Source organism: Paracoccus sp. MC1854 (genome assembly GCF_014164635.1).
Taxonomy (GTDB): domain Bacteria; phylum Pseudomonadota; class Alphaproteobacteria; order Rhodobacterales; family Rhodobacteraceae; genus Paracoccus.
Map to the genome: position 1 here is coordinate 11682 of NZ_JACJFU010000020.1, position 17138 is coordinate 28819.

General features: G+C 68.4%; 24 protein-coding genes and 3 pseudogenes. 13 read left to right on the plus strand and 14 right to left on the minus strand.

The features are described from left to right. Positions 1 to 94: 94 nt before the first annotated feature. The 6 genes from H5395_RS13370 to H5395_RS13395 form a co-directional block, all read right to left on the minus strand. On the minus strand, positions 95 to 667 hold the full coding sequence (locus H5395_RS13370) for a hypothetical protein (RefSeq protein ID WP_182793078.1): 573 nt from the start codon (positions 665 to 667) through the stop codon (positions 95 to 97). A 161-nt stretch (positions 668 to 828) separates the two neighbouring features. Beyond that, entirely contained in the window at positions 829 to 1323 is a 495-nt protein-coding gene (locus H5395_RS13375) for an HdeA/HdeB family chaperone (protein WP_182793079.1), read from the minus strand. Between the two features lie 76 nt (positions 1324 to 1399). Then, positions 1400 to 2971 (minus strand): GMC family oxidoreductase, encoded by a 1572-nt coding sequence (locus H5395_RS13380; RefSeq protein ID WP_182793080.1) that lies wholly within the window; start codon positions 2969 to 2971, stop codon positions 1400 to 1402. 15 nt (positions 2972 to 2986) lie between these two features. Next, entirely contained in the window at positions 2987 to 3508 is a 522-nt protein-coding gene (locus H5395_RS13385) for a Twin-arginine translocation pathway signal (protein ID WP_182793081.1), read from the minus strand. 42 nt (positions 3509 to 3550) lie between these two features. Beyond that, on the minus strand, positions 3551 to 3946 hold the full coding sequence (locus H5395_RS13390) for a VOC family protein (RefSeq protein ID WP_182793082.1): 396 nt from the start codon (positions 3944 to 3946) through the stop codon (positions 3551 to 3553). Positions 3947 to 4035: 89 nt separating this feature from the next. Then, positions 4036 to 4326: a ribbon-helix-helix domain-containing protein gene (locus tag H5395_RS13395; RefSeq protein WP_182793083.1), complete on the minus strand. Its 291-nt coding sequence runs from the start codon at positions 4324 to 4326 to the stop codon at positions 4036 to 4038. Positions 4327 to 4717: 391 nt separating this feature from the next. On the opposite strand from H5395_RS13395, the pseudogene H5395_RS13400 reads away from it, so the two are divergent. Then, positions 4718 to 5404: pseudogene (locus H5395_RS13400) on the plus strand (transposase); the annotation flags it as partial. Here the strand turns inward: H5395_RS13400 and H5395_RS19515 are convergent. Then, a pseudogene (locus H5395_RS19515) lies at positions 5367 to 5765 on the minus strand (HutD family protein); the annotation flags it as partial. The pseudogenes H5395_RS13400 and H5395_RS19515 sit on opposite strands and share 38 nt — an antisense overlap. Next, positions 5762 to 6118, minus strand: a pseudogene (locus H5395_RS13410) (urocanate hydratase); the annotation flags it as partial. The pseudogenes H5395_RS13410 and H5395_RS19515, both read right to left, overlap by 4 nt. Between H5395_RS13410 and H5395_RS13415 the strand changes: the two are divergent. From H5395_RS13415 to H5395_RS13435, 5 genes are read left to right on the plus strand one after another with little or no spacing between them, the layout of a single operon-like run. Then, complete coding sequence (locus tag H5395_RS13415; protein ID WP_255440665.1) at positions 6104 to 6283, plus strand: hypothetical protein; 180 nt, start codon at positions 6104 to 6106, stop codon at positions 6281 to 6283. The pseudogene H5395_RS13410 and the gene H5395_RS13415 overlap by 15 nt on opposite strands. A gap of 55 nt (positions 6284 to 6338) precedes the next feature. Then, positions 6339 to 6719: a head decoration protein gene (locus H5395_RS13420; protein ID WP_182793084.1), complete on the plus strand. Its 381-nt coding sequence runs from the start codon at positions 6339 to 6341 to the stop codon at positions 6717 to 6719. Positions 6720 to 6744: 25 nt separating this feature from the next. Then, entirely contained in the window at positions 6745 to 7767 is a 1023-nt protein-coding gene (locus H5395_RS13425; RefSeq protein ID WP_182793085.1) for a major capsid protein, read from the plus strand. Between the two features lie 18 nt (positions 7768 to 7785). Then, entirely contained in the window at positions 7786 to 8100 is a 315-nt protein-coding gene (locus H5395_RS13430; RefSeq protein WP_182793086.1) for a hypothetical protein, read from the plus strand. A gap of 5 nt (positions 8101 to 8105) precedes the next feature. After that, complete coding sequence (locus H5395_RS13435) at positions 8106 to 8738, plus strand: DUF6441 family protein (protein WP_182793087.1); 633 nt, start codon at positions 8106 to 8108, stop codon at positions 8736 to 8738. A 69-nt stretch (positions 8739 to 8807) separates the two neighbouring features. Here H5395_RS13435 and H5395_RS18985 read toward each other — a convergent pair whose 3' ends face one another. Both H5395_RS18985 and H5395_RS13440 read right to left on the minus strand, forming a co-directional pair. After that, positions 8808 to 8936 (minus strand): hypothetical protein, encoded by a 129-nt coding sequence (locus H5395_RS18985; RefSeq protein WP_255434971.1) that lies wholly within the window; start codon positions 8934 to 8936, stop codon positions 8808 to 8810. Positions 8937 to 8950: 14 nt separating this feature from the next. Beyond that, positions 8951 to 10180: an MFS transporter gene (locus H5395_RS13440; protein ID WP_182793088.1), complete on the minus strand. Its 1230-nt coding sequence runs from the start codon at positions 10178 to 10180 to the stop codon at positions 8951 to 8953. Between the two features lie 114 nt (positions 10181 to 10294). On the opposite strand from H5395_RS13440, the gene H5395_RS13445 reads away from it, so the two are divergent. From H5395_RS13445 to H5395_RS18990, 6 genes are all read left to right on the plus strand, one after another. Further along, entirely contained in the window at positions 10295 to 10753 is a 459-nt protein-coding gene (locus H5395_RS13445; RefSeq protein WP_182793089.1) for a MaoC family dehydratase, read from the plus strand. Between the two features lie 2 nt (positions 10754 to 10755). Continuing rightward, the gene (locus H5395_RS13450) at positions 10756 to 11346 is read left to right on the plus strand and encodes a TetR/AcrR family transcriptional regulator (RefSeq protein ID WP_182793090.1); all 591 of its coding nucleotides are present in this window, start codon (positions 10756 to 10758) and stop codon (positions 11344 to 11346) included. A 35-nt stretch (positions 11347 to 11381) separates the two neighbouring features. Continuing rightward, entirely contained in the window at positions 11382 to 11804 is a 423-nt protein-coding gene (locus H5395_RS13455; protein WP_182793091.1) for an acyl-CoA transferase, read from the plus strand. A gap of 23 nt (positions 11805 to 11827) precedes the next feature. Further along, entirely contained in the window at positions 11828 to 12766 is a 939-nt protein-coding gene (locus tag H5395_RS13460; RefSeq protein WP_182793092.1) for a phage tail tube protein, read from the plus strand. Between the two features lie 2 nt (positions 12767 to 12768). Then, positions 12769 to 13206 (plus strand): hypothetical protein, encoded by a 438-nt coding sequence (locus H5395_RS13465; protein ID WP_182793093.1) that lies wholly within the window; start codon positions 12769 to 12771, stop codon positions 13204 to 13206. A 116-nt stretch (positions 13207 to 13322) separates the two neighbouring features. Next, the gene (locus H5395_RS18990; protein ID WP_255440667.1) at positions 13323 to 13448 is read left to right on the plus strand and encodes a hypothetical protein; all 126 of its coding nucleotides are present in this window, start codon (positions 13323 to 13325) and stop codon (positions 13446 to 13448) included. On the opposite strand, the gene H5395_RS18995 is transcribed toward H5395_RS18990, so the two are convergent. The 4 genes from H5395_RS18995 to H5395_RS13490 form a co-directional block, all read right to left on the minus strand. Next, positions 13438 to 13617: a PIN domain-containing protein gene (locus H5395_RS18995; RefSeq protein WP_370576457.1), complete on the minus strand. Its 180-nt coding sequence runs from the start codon at positions 13615 to 13617 to the stop codon at positions 13438 to 13440. The genes H5395_RS18990 and H5395_RS18995 overlap by 11 nt on opposite strands. A gap of 63 nt (positions 13618 to 13680) precedes the next feature. Further along, entirely contained in the window at positions 13681 to 13893 is a 213-nt protein-coding gene (locus H5395_RS13480) for an AbrB/MazE/SpoVT family DNA-binding domain-containing protein (protein ID WP_182793094.1), read from the minus strand. A gap of 89 nt (positions 13894 to 13982) precedes the next feature. Beyond that, on the minus strand, positions 13983 to 14273 hold the full coding sequence (locus tag H5395_RS13485) for a DNA-binding transcriptional regulator (RefSeq protein ID WP_182793095.1): 291 nt from the start codon (positions 14271 to 14273) through the stop codon (positions 13983 to 13985). Beyond that, the gene (locus tag H5395_RS13490) at positions 14270 to 14611 is read right to left on the minus strand and encodes a type II toxin-antitoxin system RelE/ParE family toxin (RefSeq protein WP_255440668.1); all 342 of its coding nucleotides are present in this window, start codon (positions 14609 to 14611) and stop codon (positions 14270 to 14272) included. Before H5395_RS13490 ends, H5395_RS13485 begins: the two co-directional genes overlap by 4 nt. A 62-nt stretch (positions 14612 to 14673) precedes the next feature. Here H5395_RS13490 and H5395_RS13495 point away from each other — a divergent pair, with 62 nt between their 5' ends. Further along, on the plus strand, positions 14674 to 17130 hold the full coding sequence (locus H5395_RS13495; protein ID WP_182793097.1) for a phage tail tape measure C-terminal domain-containing protein: 2457 nt from the start codon (positions 14674 to 14676) through the stop codon (positions 17128 to 17130). The last annotated feature ends 8 nt before the right edge of the window (positions 17131 to 17138 follow it).

The window sequence follows — 17138 nt, forward strand, 5'->3', positions numbered from 1 at the left end:
TTCCGTGCAGTCGGTGGCCAGATCAGTTGCAGGCGAGCCAGCTTCGGCCAGTCCCGGCGCGAGAGGCGGGGGCGTCCCTGAAGGGCATCGCGCCTCAGTCCGGTGCCTTGATCCCGAGCCCGGCCGCCTTCTGCGCGTCGATTTCGCAGACCGCGGCCTTGGACAGCGCGGTGCCCTCGGTCGGGGCGGCGCTATCGTCCAGGGCCTTCTGGGGGTTCTCGGCCGCGCTGGCATCGGGCGAGGCGGCGGCGACGACCGGGGCCAAATCGCCGGTGCCTGCCGCCTCTGCACCGCTGCCTGCCGGGGCGGCGGCGGTCGACTCCGACCCGGCGCCGGCTGTGCCGGCATCCCCGGCGCTGGTCGCGTCTGTGGGGCCCACGCCCGAGGCCTTCTGGGTATCCTCGGGCGATGCCACCGGCGCGAGGTCGGTGGCATCGGCCGCAACCGAGGTCTCCGCCATGGTGGCGATCTGGGTGTCGAGCTGCTTCCACTGGTCGAGCAGCGTCTCGGCGCTGACCCCGCAGGCCTGCGCCGCGAGATCGACAGGCACCTCGACCACGGCGCCCTCGACGCTGACCCCCACCTTCTGGGGCGCGTCCTGGGCCCGGGCGGTCCCGGTCAGCAGCGGCAGGGCAAGACAGGCGGCGATGGTCAGGCGATATGACATGGCTGGAACTCCTCCCGGATGGATCTGCGCGAGACTGCAGGCAGGGGCGCGACGGGGCGATCCCTGCCCGCGGGCGGCGGGGCTGCAGGCGAGGGCGTCCCCGCCCCCGGCCTTCGTCCCGGGTTCCGCCCCTTGCGGGCGCGCAGCGGGACGGACGGCTGTCACAGGTTGTTCCCGAAGGCCGCCCGCAGCGCGTTCAGCGCCAGCGCATCCGGGCCGCCCTCGCAGGAGGTGCGCATTGCGATCAGCCTGCGGTCGCCGCCCTCGTCCGTGACGGAAGCCTCGGTGCCGTCGGGGGCAACCTTGCCGCTTTCGTTCTCTCCGGCGACGACCTCGGGCGCGCCGGTGCCGCCACCGGGGGCCGCCGGTTCCGCCGGGGCCTCGGTCCTGTCGGCGCCCGTCCGGTCCTCGACGACCCCGGCCGCGCCTTCCGCGGATGCGGCGGGGTCAGGCAGGGGGGCGTCGGGCAAGGGCTCGCCCGAGGCATGGGCCTGCATCGCCGCCCTGACGGTGGCCTGTCCCTCGGCATCGAGCGCCAGGAACTCGCGGCAGGTCATGGATTCAAGCCGCGCCACGACCTCAGGCGCGGCATCCTGCCCGAAGGACGGAGCCGCCGCGATGCAGGCGGCGGCGATGGCCGGAAACGGGAACCTCATCCTTGATCCTCCCTGATGCGCGCTTGGCAGGCCGTTGAAAGGCGAAAGAGCGGTCGCCCGCTCTGCGCCCCGTGCGTCACAGATTGCCCGCGCCCATCTCGCGGGCGATGTGGTCGGCTTGGCGGATCGCAAGCGCCACGATGGTCAGCGTCGGGTTCTCGGCCGCCCCGGTGGTGAACTGCGAGCCGTCCGACACGAACAGGTTGGGAATGTCGTGGCTCTGTCCCCAGCGGTTCACCACCCCGTCGCGCGGATTGTCCGACATCCGGTTCGTGCCGATGTTGTGGGTGGACGGATAGGGCGGCGTCGGCAGCGACCGCACCGCGCCCGCCGCCTTGTGGATCGCGATCCCCCGCGCATAGGCGTGGTCGCGCATCGCCACGTCATTGGGGTGGTCGTCGTAATGGACCACCGGCGTCGGCAGGCCGAACTGGTCCAGAACGGCCGTGTCCACCGTGATGCGGTTGGTTTCCTGGGGCATGTCCTCGCCCACGATCCACATCCCGGCCATGTTCTCGTAGCCGTCGATCGCGCTGGTGAACTCGCGCCCCCAGGCGCCGGGGTCGAGGAAGGCCGCCATGAAGGGAATCCCGATCGACAGCGTTTCCAGCTCATAGCCCGCGACGAAGCCGCGCGAGGGGTCGTGCCGCGCCTCGTCCTGCATGATCCCGGCCATGGTGGTGCCGCGCCACATCCGCACCGGACGCTCGAAGATGCTGTAGACCGAGCCGGTGACATGGCGCATGTAGTTGCGCCCGACCTGCCCCGAGGAATTGCCCAGCCCGTCGGGGAACATCGCCGAGGCCGAGTTCAGCAGCAGCCGCGGGCTTTCGATGGTGTTGCCCGCCACGCAGACGATCCGCGCTGCCTGCCGCTGTTCCACCCCGTCCTTGTCGAAATAGACGACGCCGGTGACGCGGCCCGCGTCGTCATGCTCGATCCGCGCCGCGTGGCAGCGTTCGCGCACCTCGAGGTTGCCGGTTTCTTCGCCAAGCGGGATCTCGGTATAGGCGGTGGACCACTTGGCGCCCCATTTGCAGCCCTGAAAGCAGAAGCCGGTCTGCTGGCAGGCCTGCCTTCCGCCGTATTCGATCGAGTTGATCGCCATGCGGCCAGTATGGACTTCCTTGTAGCCGACGGCCTTGGCGCCCTTCTCCATCACCAGGAAGTTGTTGTTGCCGGGCAGGCCGGGCAGGCCGTTGGTGCGGGTCACGCCCATCTTGGCCTCGGCCAGCGTGTACCAGGGGTCCATCTCACCCGCGTCGATCGGCCAGTCGATCAGGTTCGCCCCCTCGACCCGGCCATAGTTCGTCAGCGCCTTCCATTCATGTTCCTGGAAGCGCAACGAGGCGCCGGCCCAGTGGGTCGTGGTGCCGCCGACCGCCTTGACGATCCAGGTCGGCAGGCCCGCGAAATCCCGCGTCAGCCGGAAGCTGCCGTCGGATCGCCGGGTATCCAGCCAGGCAAGCTGCGCGAAGCTCGCCCATTCGTCGTTGACGTAATCCTCGGGCAGGTAGCGGCCGCCGGCTTCCAGCGCCACGACGGAAATGCCCTTCTGCGCGAGTTCGTTGGCGAGCGTGCCGCCGCCCGCGCCGGTGCCGATGATGACGACCACGCTGTCGTCGCTGTTGCTGAACGGAGCAGCCATGTTCCGGTCCCTCCCTTACAGCCAGGCGATGTCGTTGAAGCCACGGTCGATGTAGCCGCCGTGGCTGAAGCTTTCCCCTTCATAGCCGAAGAGGGGCCATATCTCTTTCTGGTTGTAGAGGTCGGTGACCAGCCCCGCACGGACCGTGCGGAAGAACTCGCCCTTCTCGATGGCGTGCAGGACAGCCACCCGCTCGGCTTCCCACAGGGCGGCAAGGTAGCTGGCATGGCCCTGCCCCTGTGCCGCGGCGTCGAGGCCCGCGATCCCGGCCTCGACCATGGGCGCTTTCTCGGCCGTGTCATAGCCCTTGACGGCCACGGCATAGCGGTCGTCGGGGATGCGGTCGTGGGGGTAGATGTCGCGCGCCATCTGCACCAGCGTCGCCATGGTCTGCGGTGTCAAGGCCGTCACCTCCAGCGCCCAGGCGGCTCCGCGTTCCGTGACCCAGCTTGCGCCGATCAGAAGGCTGCCCCCTGCCGCAATGCTACGCGCCAGAAGCTCGCGCCGGGTCATCCCGGCACGGTCGATCCTGTTCATGTTTCTCCTCCCTTGGGTCCGGCCCCCTCCCCGGGGCCTTGCCTAGTGAAAGCGGCCTTGCCGCTGCAGCACCTCGATCTGATAGCCGTCCGGGTCGGCGATGAAGAAGAAGCGGGCGATGACCTCGCCCCCCGGTGCGAAATCCACCAGCTTGCGCGGGCCAAAGCCCAGTTCGGTCAGGCGCGCGTGTTCCGCCTCCAGGTCGTCGACCGACACGGCCAGGTGGCCGTAGCCGTCGCCCAGGTCATAGGGTTCCGTCCGGTCCTTGTTGATGGTCAGCTCAAGCTCGAAGTCGCTTTCGGCGTTGCGCAGGTACACCAGGGTGAAGGCAGGGAAATCCAGCCGCGTGTCCACCTTGAGCCCGAAGGCGCGGTCGTAGAAATCGACCGCGCGCGCCTCGTCCAGCACCCGGATCATGGAATGGATCGCTTTGGCCATCGTGCCCTTCCCCTTCTTCCTTTTCCTTCGACTACAGCCTTTCCGGTTGGGGCGGGCAGTAGCAGGTTACTACAGGTTCGCCTTTCGGCCTATTCGGCCGCCAAGGCAAAACCCGCGTCCCGCGCCTGCTGCATCTCGATCAGGCAGGCGCAGCGCAGCAGCGAGGCGAAGTTGCGGGCGCCGCCCTGGATCTCCTGCACCTCGTCATGAAGGCGAGAGATGAAGGCCGGCGTCGTCATCCCCTCGCGCGCTGCCATGCCGTCGAGGATGCGCCAGAAGCTGCGTTCCAGCCGGATGCTGGTCGAATGGCCGCTGAGCCTCAGGCGCCGGGTCACGGGCTCGTAGCTTTCGGGACGCTGGCCAGCATAGACTTGGCACATGGTATGCTCCCCCTGCTCCGGCTTCCGGCGCTCATTCCGCCAAGGCCGGAGTCTCGGGTTGAATTTGACGCGGTTGCGCCCATGGCGCAATGGCTGACATCGGCCAGCGCCGCGCAAGAGGGCAGACAATCGAACCCCACTCAAAGAGCCGCCTCGCCAGAGCCGCGTCCCGGGAATATCAGGTGCGTTCTGCAGCATGGGAGCCTTTCCGGGTAGACGGCTATCGGCGATGAAGCGGTCTTGAGCGGATTGTTCAGCGAATACTTGCGCCCCGGCAGACGCAAGCTGCTGAACCACCGGCTTGTCCTGTAGCAGGCTGCCGAAGCGGTCGGCTTTCGCCCCGGTTTGAGGGAGATGCTTCACCCTCTGCACGACAAGGGCGAGCGTGATGATGCGCGGCACGGATGAGGCGAGCGGGTCGCTGTTGAGCCATGTCGGTCTGGAGGAGCGCCTCCCGGCGCGGCACCCGCTGCGCATAGTCCGGCAGGTGGTGAATGACGCGCGGGCGGGCCTCGATGCCGGGTTCGAGACGCTCTACACCGATTGCGGCCGCCCGTCGATCGCGCCGGACCGGCTGATCAGGGCAGGCCTGATCCTGTTCCTGTTCCTGGTCCGCGCGGCAACTGATGGAGCAGACGCAGTATAGCCTGCTGGTTCGCTGGTTTGTGGGCCTTGGGATTGACGATCCTGCCTGGGTGCCGACCGTCTTCACCCAGAGCCACGACCGGCTGCTGACGACCAAGATGTCGCGGCACCGGTGATGGCGGCGATCCTCGCGCGCCGCGAGGTCGCGCCGCTGTTGTCGGACGCGCATTTCCCGGCCGACGGCACGCTGGTCAAGGCCCTGGACCCCGATGAAGAGCTTTCAGCCGAAGCCCGACGCCGCCCCGCTGACGACGAGGGACCGTGGGGCCCGCTCTCGCCAGGCACGACCGCGGCCGACCAGCCCGAACAGACCTATGCCGAGATCGTCCCGATGCCGCGCCCCATCCACCGACACCGCAATGCAATCCCGGTTTTCTCTCCCGCCACGAGGGCGACAGTCTTCCGCGGAAGGCTGTCGCCGGGGGAAGCTCGACCATCCGGTGCGAAAAGGCGCAGCGCCGGGTCATGATGTTTAGATCCAGCACCGGGCCCGCGTCCAAGCTCGCATGGACCGGCGCCTCGCCGGGAAAGGACAAGGGCGGGCCGTCCGCCGTCACCGCGACTTCGGTGCCGCCGAAGGACAGGCGCATCGGCCCGCCTGTCAGCACGGCAAGGGTGCGATCGCTGCCGGGAAAGGCTGAGAAGGTGCCGTCCGCCGCCGCCCCGGCCATCGACAGCCGTGTGTCGAAGCCGGACAGGTCCGCGCCGTCCGGCCAGACGGCCAGTTCGTGCGTGACGCCGCCGCCGTTCTTCCAGCGCACGGCCCTGCCCTCTCCCCGACGCACGAGCCTCACTTGAGGATGCCCGGCAGGTTCAGGCCATGCTCGCGCGCGCAGTCGATCGCGATGTCATAGCCTGCGTCGGCGTGGCGCATGACGCCCGTGGCCGGGTCGTTCCACAGCACGCGCCCGTTCCGGCGGTCGGCGTCTGCGGTGCCGTCGCAGCAGATGACCATGCCCGAATGCTGGCTGAAGCCCATGCCCACGCCACCGCCGTGGTGCAGCGACACCCAGGTCGCGCCGGATGCGGTGTTCAGCAGCGCGTTCAACAGCGGCCAGTCCGACACGGCGTCCGAGCCGTCCTTCATCGACTCGGTTTCCCGGTTGGGCGAGGCGACAGAACCCGAGTCCAGGTGGTCGCGGCCGATGCGATCACGCGCGGCCTGAAGCCCGAGGCGCTGCGTGCGAAGGTGCTGGCCGATCTCGCCGCCCGCAGCGATGCCGCCGGGATCGTCGCCACGGCTCCGGCCGCCACAGCCAGGGAGAGCCCGATCGTTGCGGCCGCGAAGAAGGCCGCCGCCGCCTTGCGCTGAATCCGGCGCTGACTTCTGGCGCCTCCCAAACCCCCATCATCCCGGAGACCGAACCATGCCCGTCCTGACGGAACCGCCCAGCATGGGCGATGTCCTCAAATACGAGGTCAACCCGAACTACACCCGCGAGACCGTGACGCTGCTGATGGGCATGCCCTATCCGGCAGGGGCCGTCCTCGGCCGCATCACCGCGAGCGGCAAGTACACCCTGTCGGCGGCGACCGGTGCAGACGGTGCCCAGACCGCCGTCGCCGTCCTCCTCTATCCGGTGAACGCCACGCTGGCGGATGCGGTCGGCGTCGTCGTCGCCCGCGGGCCCGCCATCGTCTCGCGCGCAGGCCTCGCCTACGAGGCCACGGTCAATGACACGGCCAAGATCACCGCCAAGATCGGCCAGCTCGCGAGCGCCGGCATCATCGCCCGCGACGGCGTCTGATCCCACATCCCTCCGGAGTCCCTCCATGACCCTCGTCCGCAATCCCTTCGACGCCGGCGGTTATTCGCTGGCCGAGATGACGCAGGCCATCAACATCCTGCCGAACCTCTATACCCGTCTCGCGCAGCTCGGCCTCTTCCGCTTCGAGGGGGTCAGCCAGCGCTCGGTCATCATCGAGCAGTATGAGGGCGTCCTGAACCTGCTGCCCTCGGTGCCGCTGGGCGGCCCGGCGACCGTCGGCACCCGCGAGGGTCGCTCGATGCGCAGCTTCGCCCTGCCGTGGATTCCGCATGACGACGTCATCCTGCCTGCCGACATCCAAGGCGCCCCCGCGCTGGGCGCGTTCGACGCCGCTGATCCGCTGGTCGAGGTGATGAACCGCAAGCTGCTGCTCATGCGCCGCAAGCACGCCCAGACCCGCGAATACATGGAGATGAACGCACTCCGCGGCATCGTGAAGGACGGCGCCGGCACCACCCTCTACAACTACTTCAGCGAGTTCGGGCTGACCCAGATCTCGGTCGACTTCGTCCTCGGCACCGCGGCTACCCCCGTGCAGGGCAAGGTGCGCGAGGTCCTGCGGGCGGTCGAGGACAACCTGCTGGGCGAGAGCATGAGTGATGTGCACGCCCTCGTCAGCCGCGAGTTCTTCGACAAGCTGATCGCCCATCCGAAGACCGAAGAGGCGTACAAGTTCTACGCCGCGACGGGCGCCCAGCCGCTCCGCCAGGACATGCGCCGCAACTTTCCCTTCGCCGGGATCGTCTTCGAGGAATATGCGGGCGCCGTGACCCTTTCCACGAAGGCGACCGAACGGCTGGTCCCGGCAAACGAAGGCATCGCCTTCCCGCTCGGCACGATGGACACCTTCACCACCTATGGCGGGCCCGCCAACCTGCTGGAAGCGGCCAACACCCTCGGTCTGCCGCTCTATGCGCGCCAGCATCTCGACGAGAAGGGCCGCTGGATCGACCTGATGACGGAAGCCTCGATCCTGCCGGTCAACAAGCGGCCACGGATCGCGAGCCGCCTGCATAGTTCGAACTGACGCGCGGCGGAAATCGTCATGTCCGTCTTTGCCGCCGCCATGGACCGCATCTTCACCCATGCCGCCATGGCGGCCCCGGCGCTCTGGATCTCGGCCTCCACCTCCGAGGAGCGCCCGATCCGCATCATCGCCCGCGCGCCGGATCGAATAACCGAGTTCGGCGCCGAGCGCTTCGTCAGCAACACGATGGTGGTGGATGTGCGCGTCGCCGACCTGCTTGCCCCGCGTCCGGGCGATCTGATCGTGATCGGCGCGGACAGCCATGTGATCCAGGGAGAGCCGCTGCGCGACCGCGAGCGCCTGATCTGGACGCTCGACCTGCGGCCCGCGTGACCCGCATGAAGCTGAAACTCGAGATCAGCCCCGACCTCGTCGCCCTCATGCAGGCCGAAATCGCCGCGGGTGAAAGGGCCGTCAGCACCGCCATGCGCGAGGCCGGCACAAACCTGAAATCCGCCTGGCGCAGCCAGATCACCGGTGCTGGCCTCAGCACGCGGCTCGGCAACTCGATCCGCCTCGCCACCTATCCCAGGGCCAGCGACAGCCTGAATGCCGCGGCACTGGTCTGGTCCAATGCCCCGGTGATCGTCGGCGCCCATGACGCGGGGCCGCTGATCCGGTCGCGCGATGGCTTCTGGCTGGCAATCCCGACCCCGGCTGCGGGGAAGTCAACGCGCGGCGGGCGGATCACCCCGGGTGAATGGGAACGCCGCAGCGGTATGCGCCTGCGCTTCGTCTATCGCCGCCGCGGCCCGAGCTTGCTGGTGGCCGAGGGGCGGCTGAACAGCAAGGGCCGGGCGGTGGCCTCACGCGCCAAGTCCGGACGGGGGCTGACAACCGTGCCGATCTTCCTGCTGGTGCCGCAGGTCAGACTGCGCAAGCGGCTGGACATGACACGGGAGGCAGAACGGGTGGTGGACGGTGTACCGGGGCGAATCGTGGCTGGATGGATGGAGACACAACGGCTCTGATGTCTGCCTTGCGGGACAATGCTACCATTCAGCCCCTTGCAAGCGCAGAGTATGTCAGCATCTGCTGAATCAGCAGAGGAGGAAGGCGTTCAGCAGGGCAACGGAAAGGCCGAACTCGTACCACAGCGCCAGTCCCGCAAGAGCCACGGCAAGGAAGACGCCCACGGCCAGCAACAGGTGGAAACGTATCGACAGCATCCGCGCATCCCTCATCAAGCGGCCTGCAGCCTTGAAACCGGGGCATCCCGGATCGGCCAGTGCAGAAGCGCAGCAAGGACGGCGATGGCGATCGAGATCTGCCAGGCGAGGTCATAGGACCCGGTCGCGTTGTAGGCGTATCCCGCGCCCCAGGCCCCGAAGAACGAGCCGAGCTGATGGAACAGGAAGACAATCCCGAACAGCGTGGACATGTAGCGGACGCCGAAGATCTGGCCGACCAGCCCGCTCGTCAGGGGTACGGTGCCGAGCCACAGAAACCCCAGCGTGCAGGCGAACAGCGTGACGGACAGGGGCGTGACCGGAAAGGCGAGAAACAGCGCCATGAGCACGGCACGGGCCAGGTAGATCCCGGCCAGAACGTGCTTCTTGCGCCAGCGGTCCGCCGACATGCCGAAGACGTAGGAGCCAAGGATGTTGAACAGCCCGATTAGCGCCAGCGCCCGTGCGCCGAGCGCCGGGTCGAGGCCCCGGTCCCCCAGGAAGGCCGGCAGGTGGGTTGCCACAAAGGCGACGTGAAAGCCGCAGACGAAAAACCCGGCATTCAGCAGCCAGAAGCCGGAATGGCCAGCGGCTTCGCGCAGCGCCTCGCCGTAGGTCTGCACGTGCGCGCTGCCGGTCTGCGGCACCGCCGGACGCCCCGCAATGCCGATGGCGAGAAGCACCATGGCGCCGGCCAGCGCGCCGAAGATCAGGAAGGTTTCCCGCCAGCCGAAGCCGGTGATCAGACCCTGCGCGACCGGCACCAGCAGGAACTGCCCGACCGAGCCGCCGGCCGTCACGATTCCGGCCGCCAATCCGCGCCGTTCGGGAGGCACGGCCCGCATTGCCGCGCCAATGGCGACGACGAAGGTTACGCCTGTCATGGCGAGGCCGACGATGAACCCGAGCGTGAGATTGAGCCCCGCCGCGCCTGAGATCATCGAGGCGAGGACAAGCCCAAGCGCATAGAGCGCCCCTCCGGCCGCCGCCACGCGTCCCGCCCCATACCTGTCCGCCAGCGCGCCGACAAAGGGCTGCGCCAGCCCGAGGATCAGGTTCTGCATGGCAATCGCCAGCCCGAAGGCTTCCCGGCCAACGCCGATATCCAGCTCGATGGGGCGAAGGAACAGGCCGAACGACTGCCGGATGCCCATGGCGATGGTGACGAGCGTTGCCGCACAGATCAGGACGACCCAGGGGCGTCCGCGCAGCGCGGCGGCATTCGGGTCAGGTGTCTGGTTCATGGGCTCTCCTGCCCGCGGGAATCGGTCCGCCGCAGCGCCGGCTTGAGTCGGTTAGATAACAGTTGTAATCTATGTTGGCGAGTCCACAAGTGATCCGAAAGGCGAGGGAAGACGATGAAACACAATGGCGAGGCCGAACGGCTCAGTCTCGATGACCTCCAGGTCGGTCAGGAGTTCCTGAGCGCCGAGCATCCGCTGGATGCCGAGCAGATCGTCGCCTATGCGCGGCAGTTCGATCCGCAACCCTTCCATCTCGATGAGGACGCGGCCAAGAACAGCTTCTTCCAGGGCCTCGCCGCCAGCGGCTGGCACACGATGTCGATCACGATGAAGCTTCTGGTGCAGAGCCTGCCCTTCGCTGACGGCGTTATCGGCGCCGGCGGGGACATTGCCTGGCCGCGGCCGACCCGCCCCGGCGACATCCTACGGGTGAAAAGCACGATCCGCGAGATCCGCCCCTCCCGTTCCCGCCCCGACCGAGGCATGGTGCAGGTGAGCAGCCTGACGCTCAACCAGCGGGACGAGGTGCTGCAGGAGCTGACGTCGAACCTGCTGGCGTTCCGGAGGGCCTGACGATGGGGCGATCCTCGGCCGAACAGGCGCAGCAGAACCGCGCACGGATTGTGGCAGAGGCCAGCCGCCTTTTCCGCGAGCGCGGGGTCGAAGCGGTGTCGGTCGCCGACATCATGGCTGCTGCGGGCATGACCGTCGGCGGCTTCTACAAGCATTTCGCGTCCAAGGAGGCGCTGGTGCGCGAAGCTTGCGCCCTCTCCTTCGAGCAGGTGGCGCGGGTCTGGCAGAAGCTGGTCGGCGAACGTCCCGACGCTGCGGTGATTGTGGAACACTACTTTCGCGAGCGGCCCGCGCACCAGACCTGCCCCATGCTGGCTTTTGCCCCGCATGTGTCCGGCACCGACCTCGTGAATCCGGCGCGAGAGGCTTACAGCAAGGGGGTGGAAGTTCTTCTGTCGGGCTTCTTGAGCCAGACCGGCACCAGCGAACATCCTGAGATACCGGAAGAGGCACAGATCCTGTTCGCTGCCATGATCGGCGCGCAGCTTCTGGCGCAGGCGTCGGACAATGCGGACTGGGCTACCGCTCTACGGCAGGCCGTGAGGCGCCGCGCGAGGAAACAAGCTCATGCGGATGAGAGAACGTCTGCTTAGGGCTCTTTGCTTCCCTCCGCACCATAGGACAGCAGATGCCCACCACCCGCGAAACCATCCTCGCTGCACTGCATGTGCAGCTGCAGCCCCTTGCCGCCCTCGTATTGCGCGATGAGGTGCTGCCCGAGCGGATCCCGGCGACGGGACTGATCATCCTGCGCGATGGCCACCCCGGCGAGCCGGAGGTGACTCTGTCGCCGCTGCGCTACCACTACCAGCACCGGGCCGAGCTCGAGGCCGTCGTCCAGGCGGGCACCGGCCGCGCCAGCGCCCTTGACGACCTGATCGCGTCCATTGGCACGGCGCTGGAGGCTGACCGAACGCTGGGCGGGCTCTGCGACTGGATCGAGCCCGACGCCCCGGCCTCGGTCGATCTGCCGGTCGAGGGCGCGGCGGCGCTGAAGGCAGCGGTGATCGCCGTCGTCCTGCACTACACCACAACCGGCCCGCTGGCCTGATACCCCACAGTGAGGAATTCCCCATGGCACGTGCGCAAGGCGCGCGGGCGCAGATGGCGCTTGCGTTCGAGACGGTTTACGGCACTCCGCCTGCCAGCGGCTACCGGCTGATGCCCTTCGCCCGGACGACGCTGGGCGCGGAACAGCCACTGCTGAACTCGGAACTGCTGGGCTACGGCCGCGATCCGCTGGCGCCGATCAAAGATGCGGTGACGGCCGATGGCGAGGTGGTCGTGCCGATCGACGTGGAAGCCTTGGGGTACTGGCTGAAGGCGGCGTTCGGGGCGCCGGCGACCACCGGGACCACCCCCAAGACCCACAGCTTCCAGTCGGGCAGCTGGACCCTGCCTTCGATGGCGATCGAGGTCGCCATGCCCGAGGTGCCGCGCTTCGCCATGTATGCGGGCTGCGTGCTGGACCAGCTGTCGTGGCAGATGAGCCGGTCGGGGCTGCTGACCGCGACGGCGCGGCTTATCGCCCAAGGGGAGGCCATCGCCATTGCCTCAGCGGCTGGCACGCCGACGGCGCTGGGCCTGCAGCGATTCGGGCATTTCAACGGAACCGTGAAGCGCAACGGCACCGCGCTCGGCAATGTCGTCTCGGCCGAGATCACCTATGCCAACGGCCTCGACCGGATCGAGACCATCCGCAACGACGGCAAGATTGAGGGCGCCGATCCGGGCATGGCTTCGCTGACCGGCCGGATCGAGGTGCGCTTCGCCGACGATGCCCTAGTCACGCAGGCCATCGACGGCACGCCCTGCGAGCTGGAATTTGCGTACAGCCTCGGGGCGAACGCGAGTTTCACCTTCACGGCCCATGCCGTCTACCTGCCGGTTCCGCGCGTGGAGATCGCCGGGCCGCAGGGCATCCAGGCGAGCTTCGACTGGCAGGCGGCGAAGGCCACCAGCCCCGCCCGCATGTGCACCGCTGTCCTCGTCAACAGCATCGCGAGTTACTGACCATGATCCGCCTGAACCTCTCGAACAGCCCCGAGTGGCTGACGCTCCTTCCCGGCCTGCGGCTGAAGGTGGCGCCGCTGACCACCGCGCTGATGGTCGCCGCGCGGGCCGATCCCGCGCTGGCCGCCCTGCCCGACACCGCCAGAACCGAGGAGATGGCGCTGGCCATGGCCAAGGCTGTGGCGCGGCTCGCCATCCTCGAGTGGGAGGGTGTCGGCGACGAACACGGCGAACCGCTGCCCCTCTCACCTGACGGTATCGACGCCCTGCTGGAGGTCTGGCCGGTCTTCGAGGCGTTCCAGAGCCAGTATGTCGCCCGCGGGTTGATGCTTGATGCCGAAAAAAACGTGTCCGCGCCCTCGCCGACTGGTCCTACGGCGGGGGCGACAGCTACTGCGGAGCCTGCGCAGGCCCCTGCCTCGAGTGCCCCAAAAGGCTGAATCAGCCCCGGACCGTCGAGGGCTGGCAGGTCTGGGATCTGGCACAACGGCTCGGCGGCCAGCTGCGAGTCGTTCCGGGCGCCGTCGTCGGCTGGGACATGGGGGCGGCGCTCGCCATGGCGCAAGCGCTGGGCGTCAACGTCCTGATCGTCGCCGAATTGCTGCCCGAGATCGAGGCTGTGATGGTGCGCAGGCTGAACGAGCGGTTGGCCGAAACCGACCACCGCGGCATCAGCTCTTGAGCTTCTCGATCAGGGTGACGCCCGGCAGGCCGTCGAAATGCCTGTCGCAGGTCAGGAGCATCGCCCCGCGCAGCCGCGCCGTAGCGAACATGACGGCGTCGGCGGTGGCGAGCTTGCGTTCGCGGCTGGCCTCTGCCGCCGCCAGCGCGATCTCGGTGTCGAGCGGCACGACCTGACAGACCTCTCCGGTCGGCGAGCCACTCGATCCACGCCGACGTGTCCACGAGGACCATCAGAACCGGTCCGACCGATCCCGATAGTCCGAGGCGGAGGCGCCGCGTGCGAGCCCCTTCAGTTTCTCCCGCTTCGGCACCGGCACCAGAAGCACGCCAGTGCCTTTGGGGAAGAAGGCGAAGGTGAGCCCGGCTTCCCAGTGCTGGGCCGTGCGGATCGCCTTGGGGATCGAGATCTGGAACTTCGAGGACAGGGTGGCGGTCTCGGCCATGGTCATACGCTCACTGGATCGATGTTGTTAACGCAAGACGCCCGCTGGGCGAAGGCAAGGAAGCCCGAACATGGCCGGGCCTGACCGGTTCAGCGCACCAGCGTGCGCTGGACGATCTGCGGGTCCTTGTCGATCAGCGCCAGAAGCACCCGCGCGGGTCCTTCTGGGCTGCGCCGCCGCTGCTCCCAGTTCAGGAGTGTGCCCTTCTTCACCCCGATGCTGCGGGCGAATTCGGATTGGGAGAGCCCCGTGCGCGAACGGATCGCCTGCACATCCGGCTCGGGCAGTTCGATCTCGTGCACCGTGCCGGGCCCTTCGCCGCGGGCATGCGCCAGCGCTTCCTTCAGGCCCTTCTCGATGCTCGTGAATGCGTCGCTCATTCCGACCTCCTGTAAGTTGCGGCCAGAGCCGCGCCCAGTTGCTTCACCGCTTCCGTCTCGGCCGGTGTCAGGTTCGCCTTCTCGTTCTTCGCAAAGACCGTGATCAGGAAGATCGGCGTGTCGTCCTCCGGGCTGAAGAAATGGATCACCCGGTAACCACCGCTCTTGCCGCCACCCTCGCGGGCAAACCGGAACTTCCTGACGCCACCGCCAATGGACACACCGGTCATCGGGTTTCGGGCCACGAAATCGATCAGCTCGAGCCGCTCGGCCTCGGACATGAGGCTGCGCGACCGCCGCTGGAATTCCGGTGTCTCGACGACGGTCACGATGGCCATGCCGCTCATATGTGCGTCAGTGGTGCATAAGTCAATGACGCACGAACCAAGGAACAATCGCCATGGCCGAAAAGCGTGTATCCGTCCGCCTCGTCGCGGAGGGCGGTCGGCGGGTGCGCGCCGAGCTGGAGGGTGTCGGTGACGCCGGGGCAAAAGGGTTCGGCCGCCTGTCGCGCGAGATGGGACTGGCGAACACCCGGCTGGCCGGTTTCGCACGTCGGACTGGATTGGCACTTTCGGCTGCTGCCGCTGCAGCCACCGCCTCGCTCGGACTGATCGTCCGCTCCACCGCGGAAAGTGCCGCCCAGATCCGGCAGTTCGCGCAGGTGGCCAACACCACGCCCGAGGCGCTGCAGCGCTGGTCGGCCGGCGCCCGCACCGTCGGGATCGAGCAGGAGAAGCTCGCCGACATCCTGAAGGACGTGAACGACCGGGTCGGCGATTTCCTGCAGACCGGCGGCGGGCCGATGGCCGATTTCTTCGAGAATGTGGCGCCGCGGGTCGGCGTCACCGCCGACCAGTTCGCCCGGCTGTCCGGGCCTGAGGCGCTGCAGCTTTATGTCGAGACGCTGGAACGCGCCGGGCTGAACCAGCAGGAGATGACCTTCTATCTGGAGGCGATGGCGTCGGATGCCACCCGTCTGCTGCCGCTTCTCAGGAACGGCGGGGCGGAGATGGCCCGGCTGGGTGACCAGGCCGCCGAGCTCGGTGCGGTGCTGGATGGCGATGCGCTGGAGGCGCTGCGGCGCACGCAGGTGGCGCTGGGCACGATGTCGCTGGTCTTCGACGGGTTGGGCAACCGCATCGCCGTCGCGGTGGCGCCGGCAGTCGAGGCGCTGGCCTCGGCCTTCGTGGCGCTGGCCTCCGATGGCGGGATCCTGCGGACGGCCATCGATGCGCTGATCGGCAATCTCGGCCGACTGGCCTCCTATGCCGTGTCCTTCGCCACCTTCATGGCCGGGCGCTGGGTGGCCGGGATGGCTGCGGCGGCACTCTCTGTCCGCGGCCTCGCCACAGCGTTGGTTGTCCTACGGGGCGCCCTGATCCGCACCGGGATCGGGGCGCTGATCGTCGGCGCGGGCGAGCTGGTCTATCAGTTCTCCCGCTTCGTCGAACGGGTGGGCGGCGTCGGCGAAGCCTTCCGCCTGCTCGGTGATCTGGCCAGGGAAGTCTGGTCGCGCATGGGCCTGTCGCTCGACGCCGCTCTGGCGAGAACGGCCGCAAGCTGGGAGGGTCTGAAGGCGGCGGGGCTTTCGGCCCTCGAGGGAACCATCGCTGGCGTGGTCGGATTCGGCGACCGCACCGCGGCGGTGTTCCACGGCGCCTATGACGCGGCCGTTGCGATCTGGGGCCGGCTTCCCGGTGCCATCGGCGACTTCGCCTTCCAGGCCGCGAACGGGCTGATCAGCGGGGTCGAAGCGATGCTGAACGGCGTCGTCAGCCGCATCAATCTCTTCATCACCGCGCTGAACGGCGCGCTGGCGCTTCTGCCCGACTGGGCCGTCGGTGACGGCGGCGTGCAGATCGGCACGCTGGATCCGCTGACGCTCGGCCGGATCGGGAACCCGTTCGAGGGTGCAGCAACGGCCGCAGGTACTGCGGCAGCAGATGCCTTCTCGGCCGCGCTGGCCAGAACGTATCTGGAGCCGCCCGACCTCGGCCTCGGCACCATGGCCGATGACGCCCGGGCCCGCGCGGACGCCTATCGCGAGGCTGCGGGCATGCTCTCCGACGCGGCAGGTCGCCCGCTCGCCAGCTGGCAGGCGCTGAAGGACGCGGTGACCCGGACAGGAACCGAGGCAGAAACGGCCCTCGGGGATGCAGCGTCGTCGGCGGGCGCGCTGACAGCCGGTCTGAATGACACCGCGGCAGCCGCGGATGGCGCCGGGGGTGCGGCGCGGGCCGCCGGGACTGCGGCGGCTGATAGTGCCGAGCCCGCCCTCACCGGTTGGCGCGCGGTCACCGCGGCGCTCGCCGACTATGCCGCGAAGGCGCGCGATATCGGGGGCGACATCGGTCAGGCACTCGTCGGGGCGTTCACCTCGGCCGAAACCGCCATGGGTGACTTCGTGAAGTCGGGCAAGCTCGATTTCCGCGATCTGGTCACCTCGATGATCGCCGATCTGGCAAAGCTGGCCGCACGCCGCTTCATCCTGGGGCCGATCGCCAACGCGCTCTCCGGCGCGCTGGGCGGCGTGTCCGCGAACATCCTGCACGCCGGCGGCCTCGTCGGCGAGCCGTCGCCCGGCCGGATGGTCCCGGCGCTGGCCTTCGCGGGCGCCCCGCGCATGCACAACGGCGGCTGGGCCGGACTGCGTCCCGACGAGGTGCCGGCGATCCTGCAGCGCGGCGAGCGGGTGCTCTCGCGGCGCGAAGCTGCAGGGTATGGCAAGTCCGCGGCCGTGCCCACTGTCAACGTCACCATCAACGCCCGCGATGCCGAGAGCTTTCGTCAGTCCCGGACGCAGGTCGCAGCGGACATCGCCCGGGCCGTGTCGCTCGGGCGCAGAGGAATGTGAGGAACAGC

Coding starts and splice junctions, on each gene's coding strand:
- H5395_RS13370 (WP_182793078.1), bottom strand. CDS start 667: ATGTCATATCGCCTGACCATCGCCGCCTGTCTTGCCCTGCCGCTGCTG.
- H5395_RS13375 (WP_182793079.1), bottom strand. CDS start 1,323: ATGAGGTTCCCGTTTCCGGCCATCGCCGCCGCCTGCATCGCGGCGGCT.
- H5395_RS13380 (WP_182793080.1), bottom strand. CDS start 2,971: ATGGCTGCTCCGTTCAGCAACAGCGACGACAGCGTGGTCGTCATCATC.
- H5395_RS13385 (WP_182793081.1), bottom strand. CDS start 3,508: ATGAACAGGATCGACCGTGCCGGGATGACCCGGCGCGAGCTTCTGGCG.
- H5395_RS13390 (WP_182793082.1), bottom strand. CDS start 3,946: ATGGCCAAAGCGATCCATTCCATGATCCGGGTGCTGGACGAGGCGCGC.
- H5395_RS13395 (WP_182793083.1), bottom strand. CDS start 4,326: ATGTGCCAAGTCTATGCTGGCCAGCGTCCCGAAAGCTACGAGCCCGTG.
- H5395_RS13420 (WP_182793084.1), top strand. CDS start 6,339: ATGCCCGTCCTGACGGAACCGCCCAGCATGGGCGATGTCCTCAAATAC.
- H5395_RS13425 (WP_182793085.1), top strand. CDS start 6,745: ATGACCCTCGTCCGCAATCCCTTCGACGCCGGCGGTTATTCGCTGGCC.
- H5395_RS13430 (WP_182793086.1), top strand. CDS start 7,786: ATGTCCGTCTTTGCCGCCGCCATGGACCGCATCTTCACCCATGCCGCC.
- H5395_RS13435 (WP_182793087.1), top strand. CDS start 8,106: ATGAAGCTGAAACTCGAGATCAGCCCCGACCTCGTCGCCCTCATGCAG.
- H5395_RS18985 (WP_255434971.1), bottom strand. CDS start 8,936: ATGCTGTCGATACGTTTCCACCTGTTGCTGGCCGTGGGCGTCTTCCTT.
- H5395_RS13440 (WP_182793088.1), bottom strand. CDS start 10,180: ATGAACCAGACACCTGACCCGAATGCCGCCGCGCTGCGCGGACGCCCC.
- H5395_RS13445 (WP_182793089.1), top strand. CDS start 10,295: ATGAAACACAATGGCGAGGCCGAACGGCTCAGTCTCGATGACCTCCAG.
- H5395_RS13450 (WP_182793090.1), top strand. CDS start 10,756: ATGGGGCGATCCTCGGCCGAACAGGCGCAGCAGAACCGCGCACGGATT.
- H5395_RS13455 (WP_182793091.1), top strand. CDS start 11,382: ATGCCCACCACCCGCGAAACCATCCTCGCTGCACTGCATGTGCAGCTG.
- H5395_RS13460 (WP_182793092.1), top strand. CDS start 11,828: ATGGCACGTGCGCAAGGCGCGCGGGCGCAGATGGCGCTTGCGTTCGAG.
- H5395_RS13465 (WP_182793093.1), top strand. CDS start 12,769: ATGATCCGCCTGAACCTCTCGAACAGCCCCGAGTGGCTGACGCTCCTT.
- H5395_RS18990 (WP_255440667.1), top strand. CDS start 13,323: ATGGCGCAAGCGCTGGGCGTCAACGTCCTGATCGTCGCCGAATTGCTG.
- H5395_RS13480 (WP_182793094.1), bottom strand. CDS start 13,893: ATGGCCGAGACCGCCACCCTGTCCTCGAAGTTCCAGATCTCGATCCCC.
- H5395_RS13485 (WP_182793095.1), bottom strand. CDS start 14,273: ATGAGCGACGCATTCACGAGCATCGAGAAGGGCCTGAAGGAAGCGCTG.
- H5395_RS13490 (WP_255440668.1), bottom strand. CDS start 14,611: ATGGCCATCGTGACCGTCGTCGAGACACCGGAATTCCAGCGGCGGTCG.
- H5395_RS13495 (WP_182793097.1), top strand. CDS start 14,674: ATGGCCGAAAAGCGTGTATCCGTCCGCCTCGTCGCGGAGGGCGGTCGG.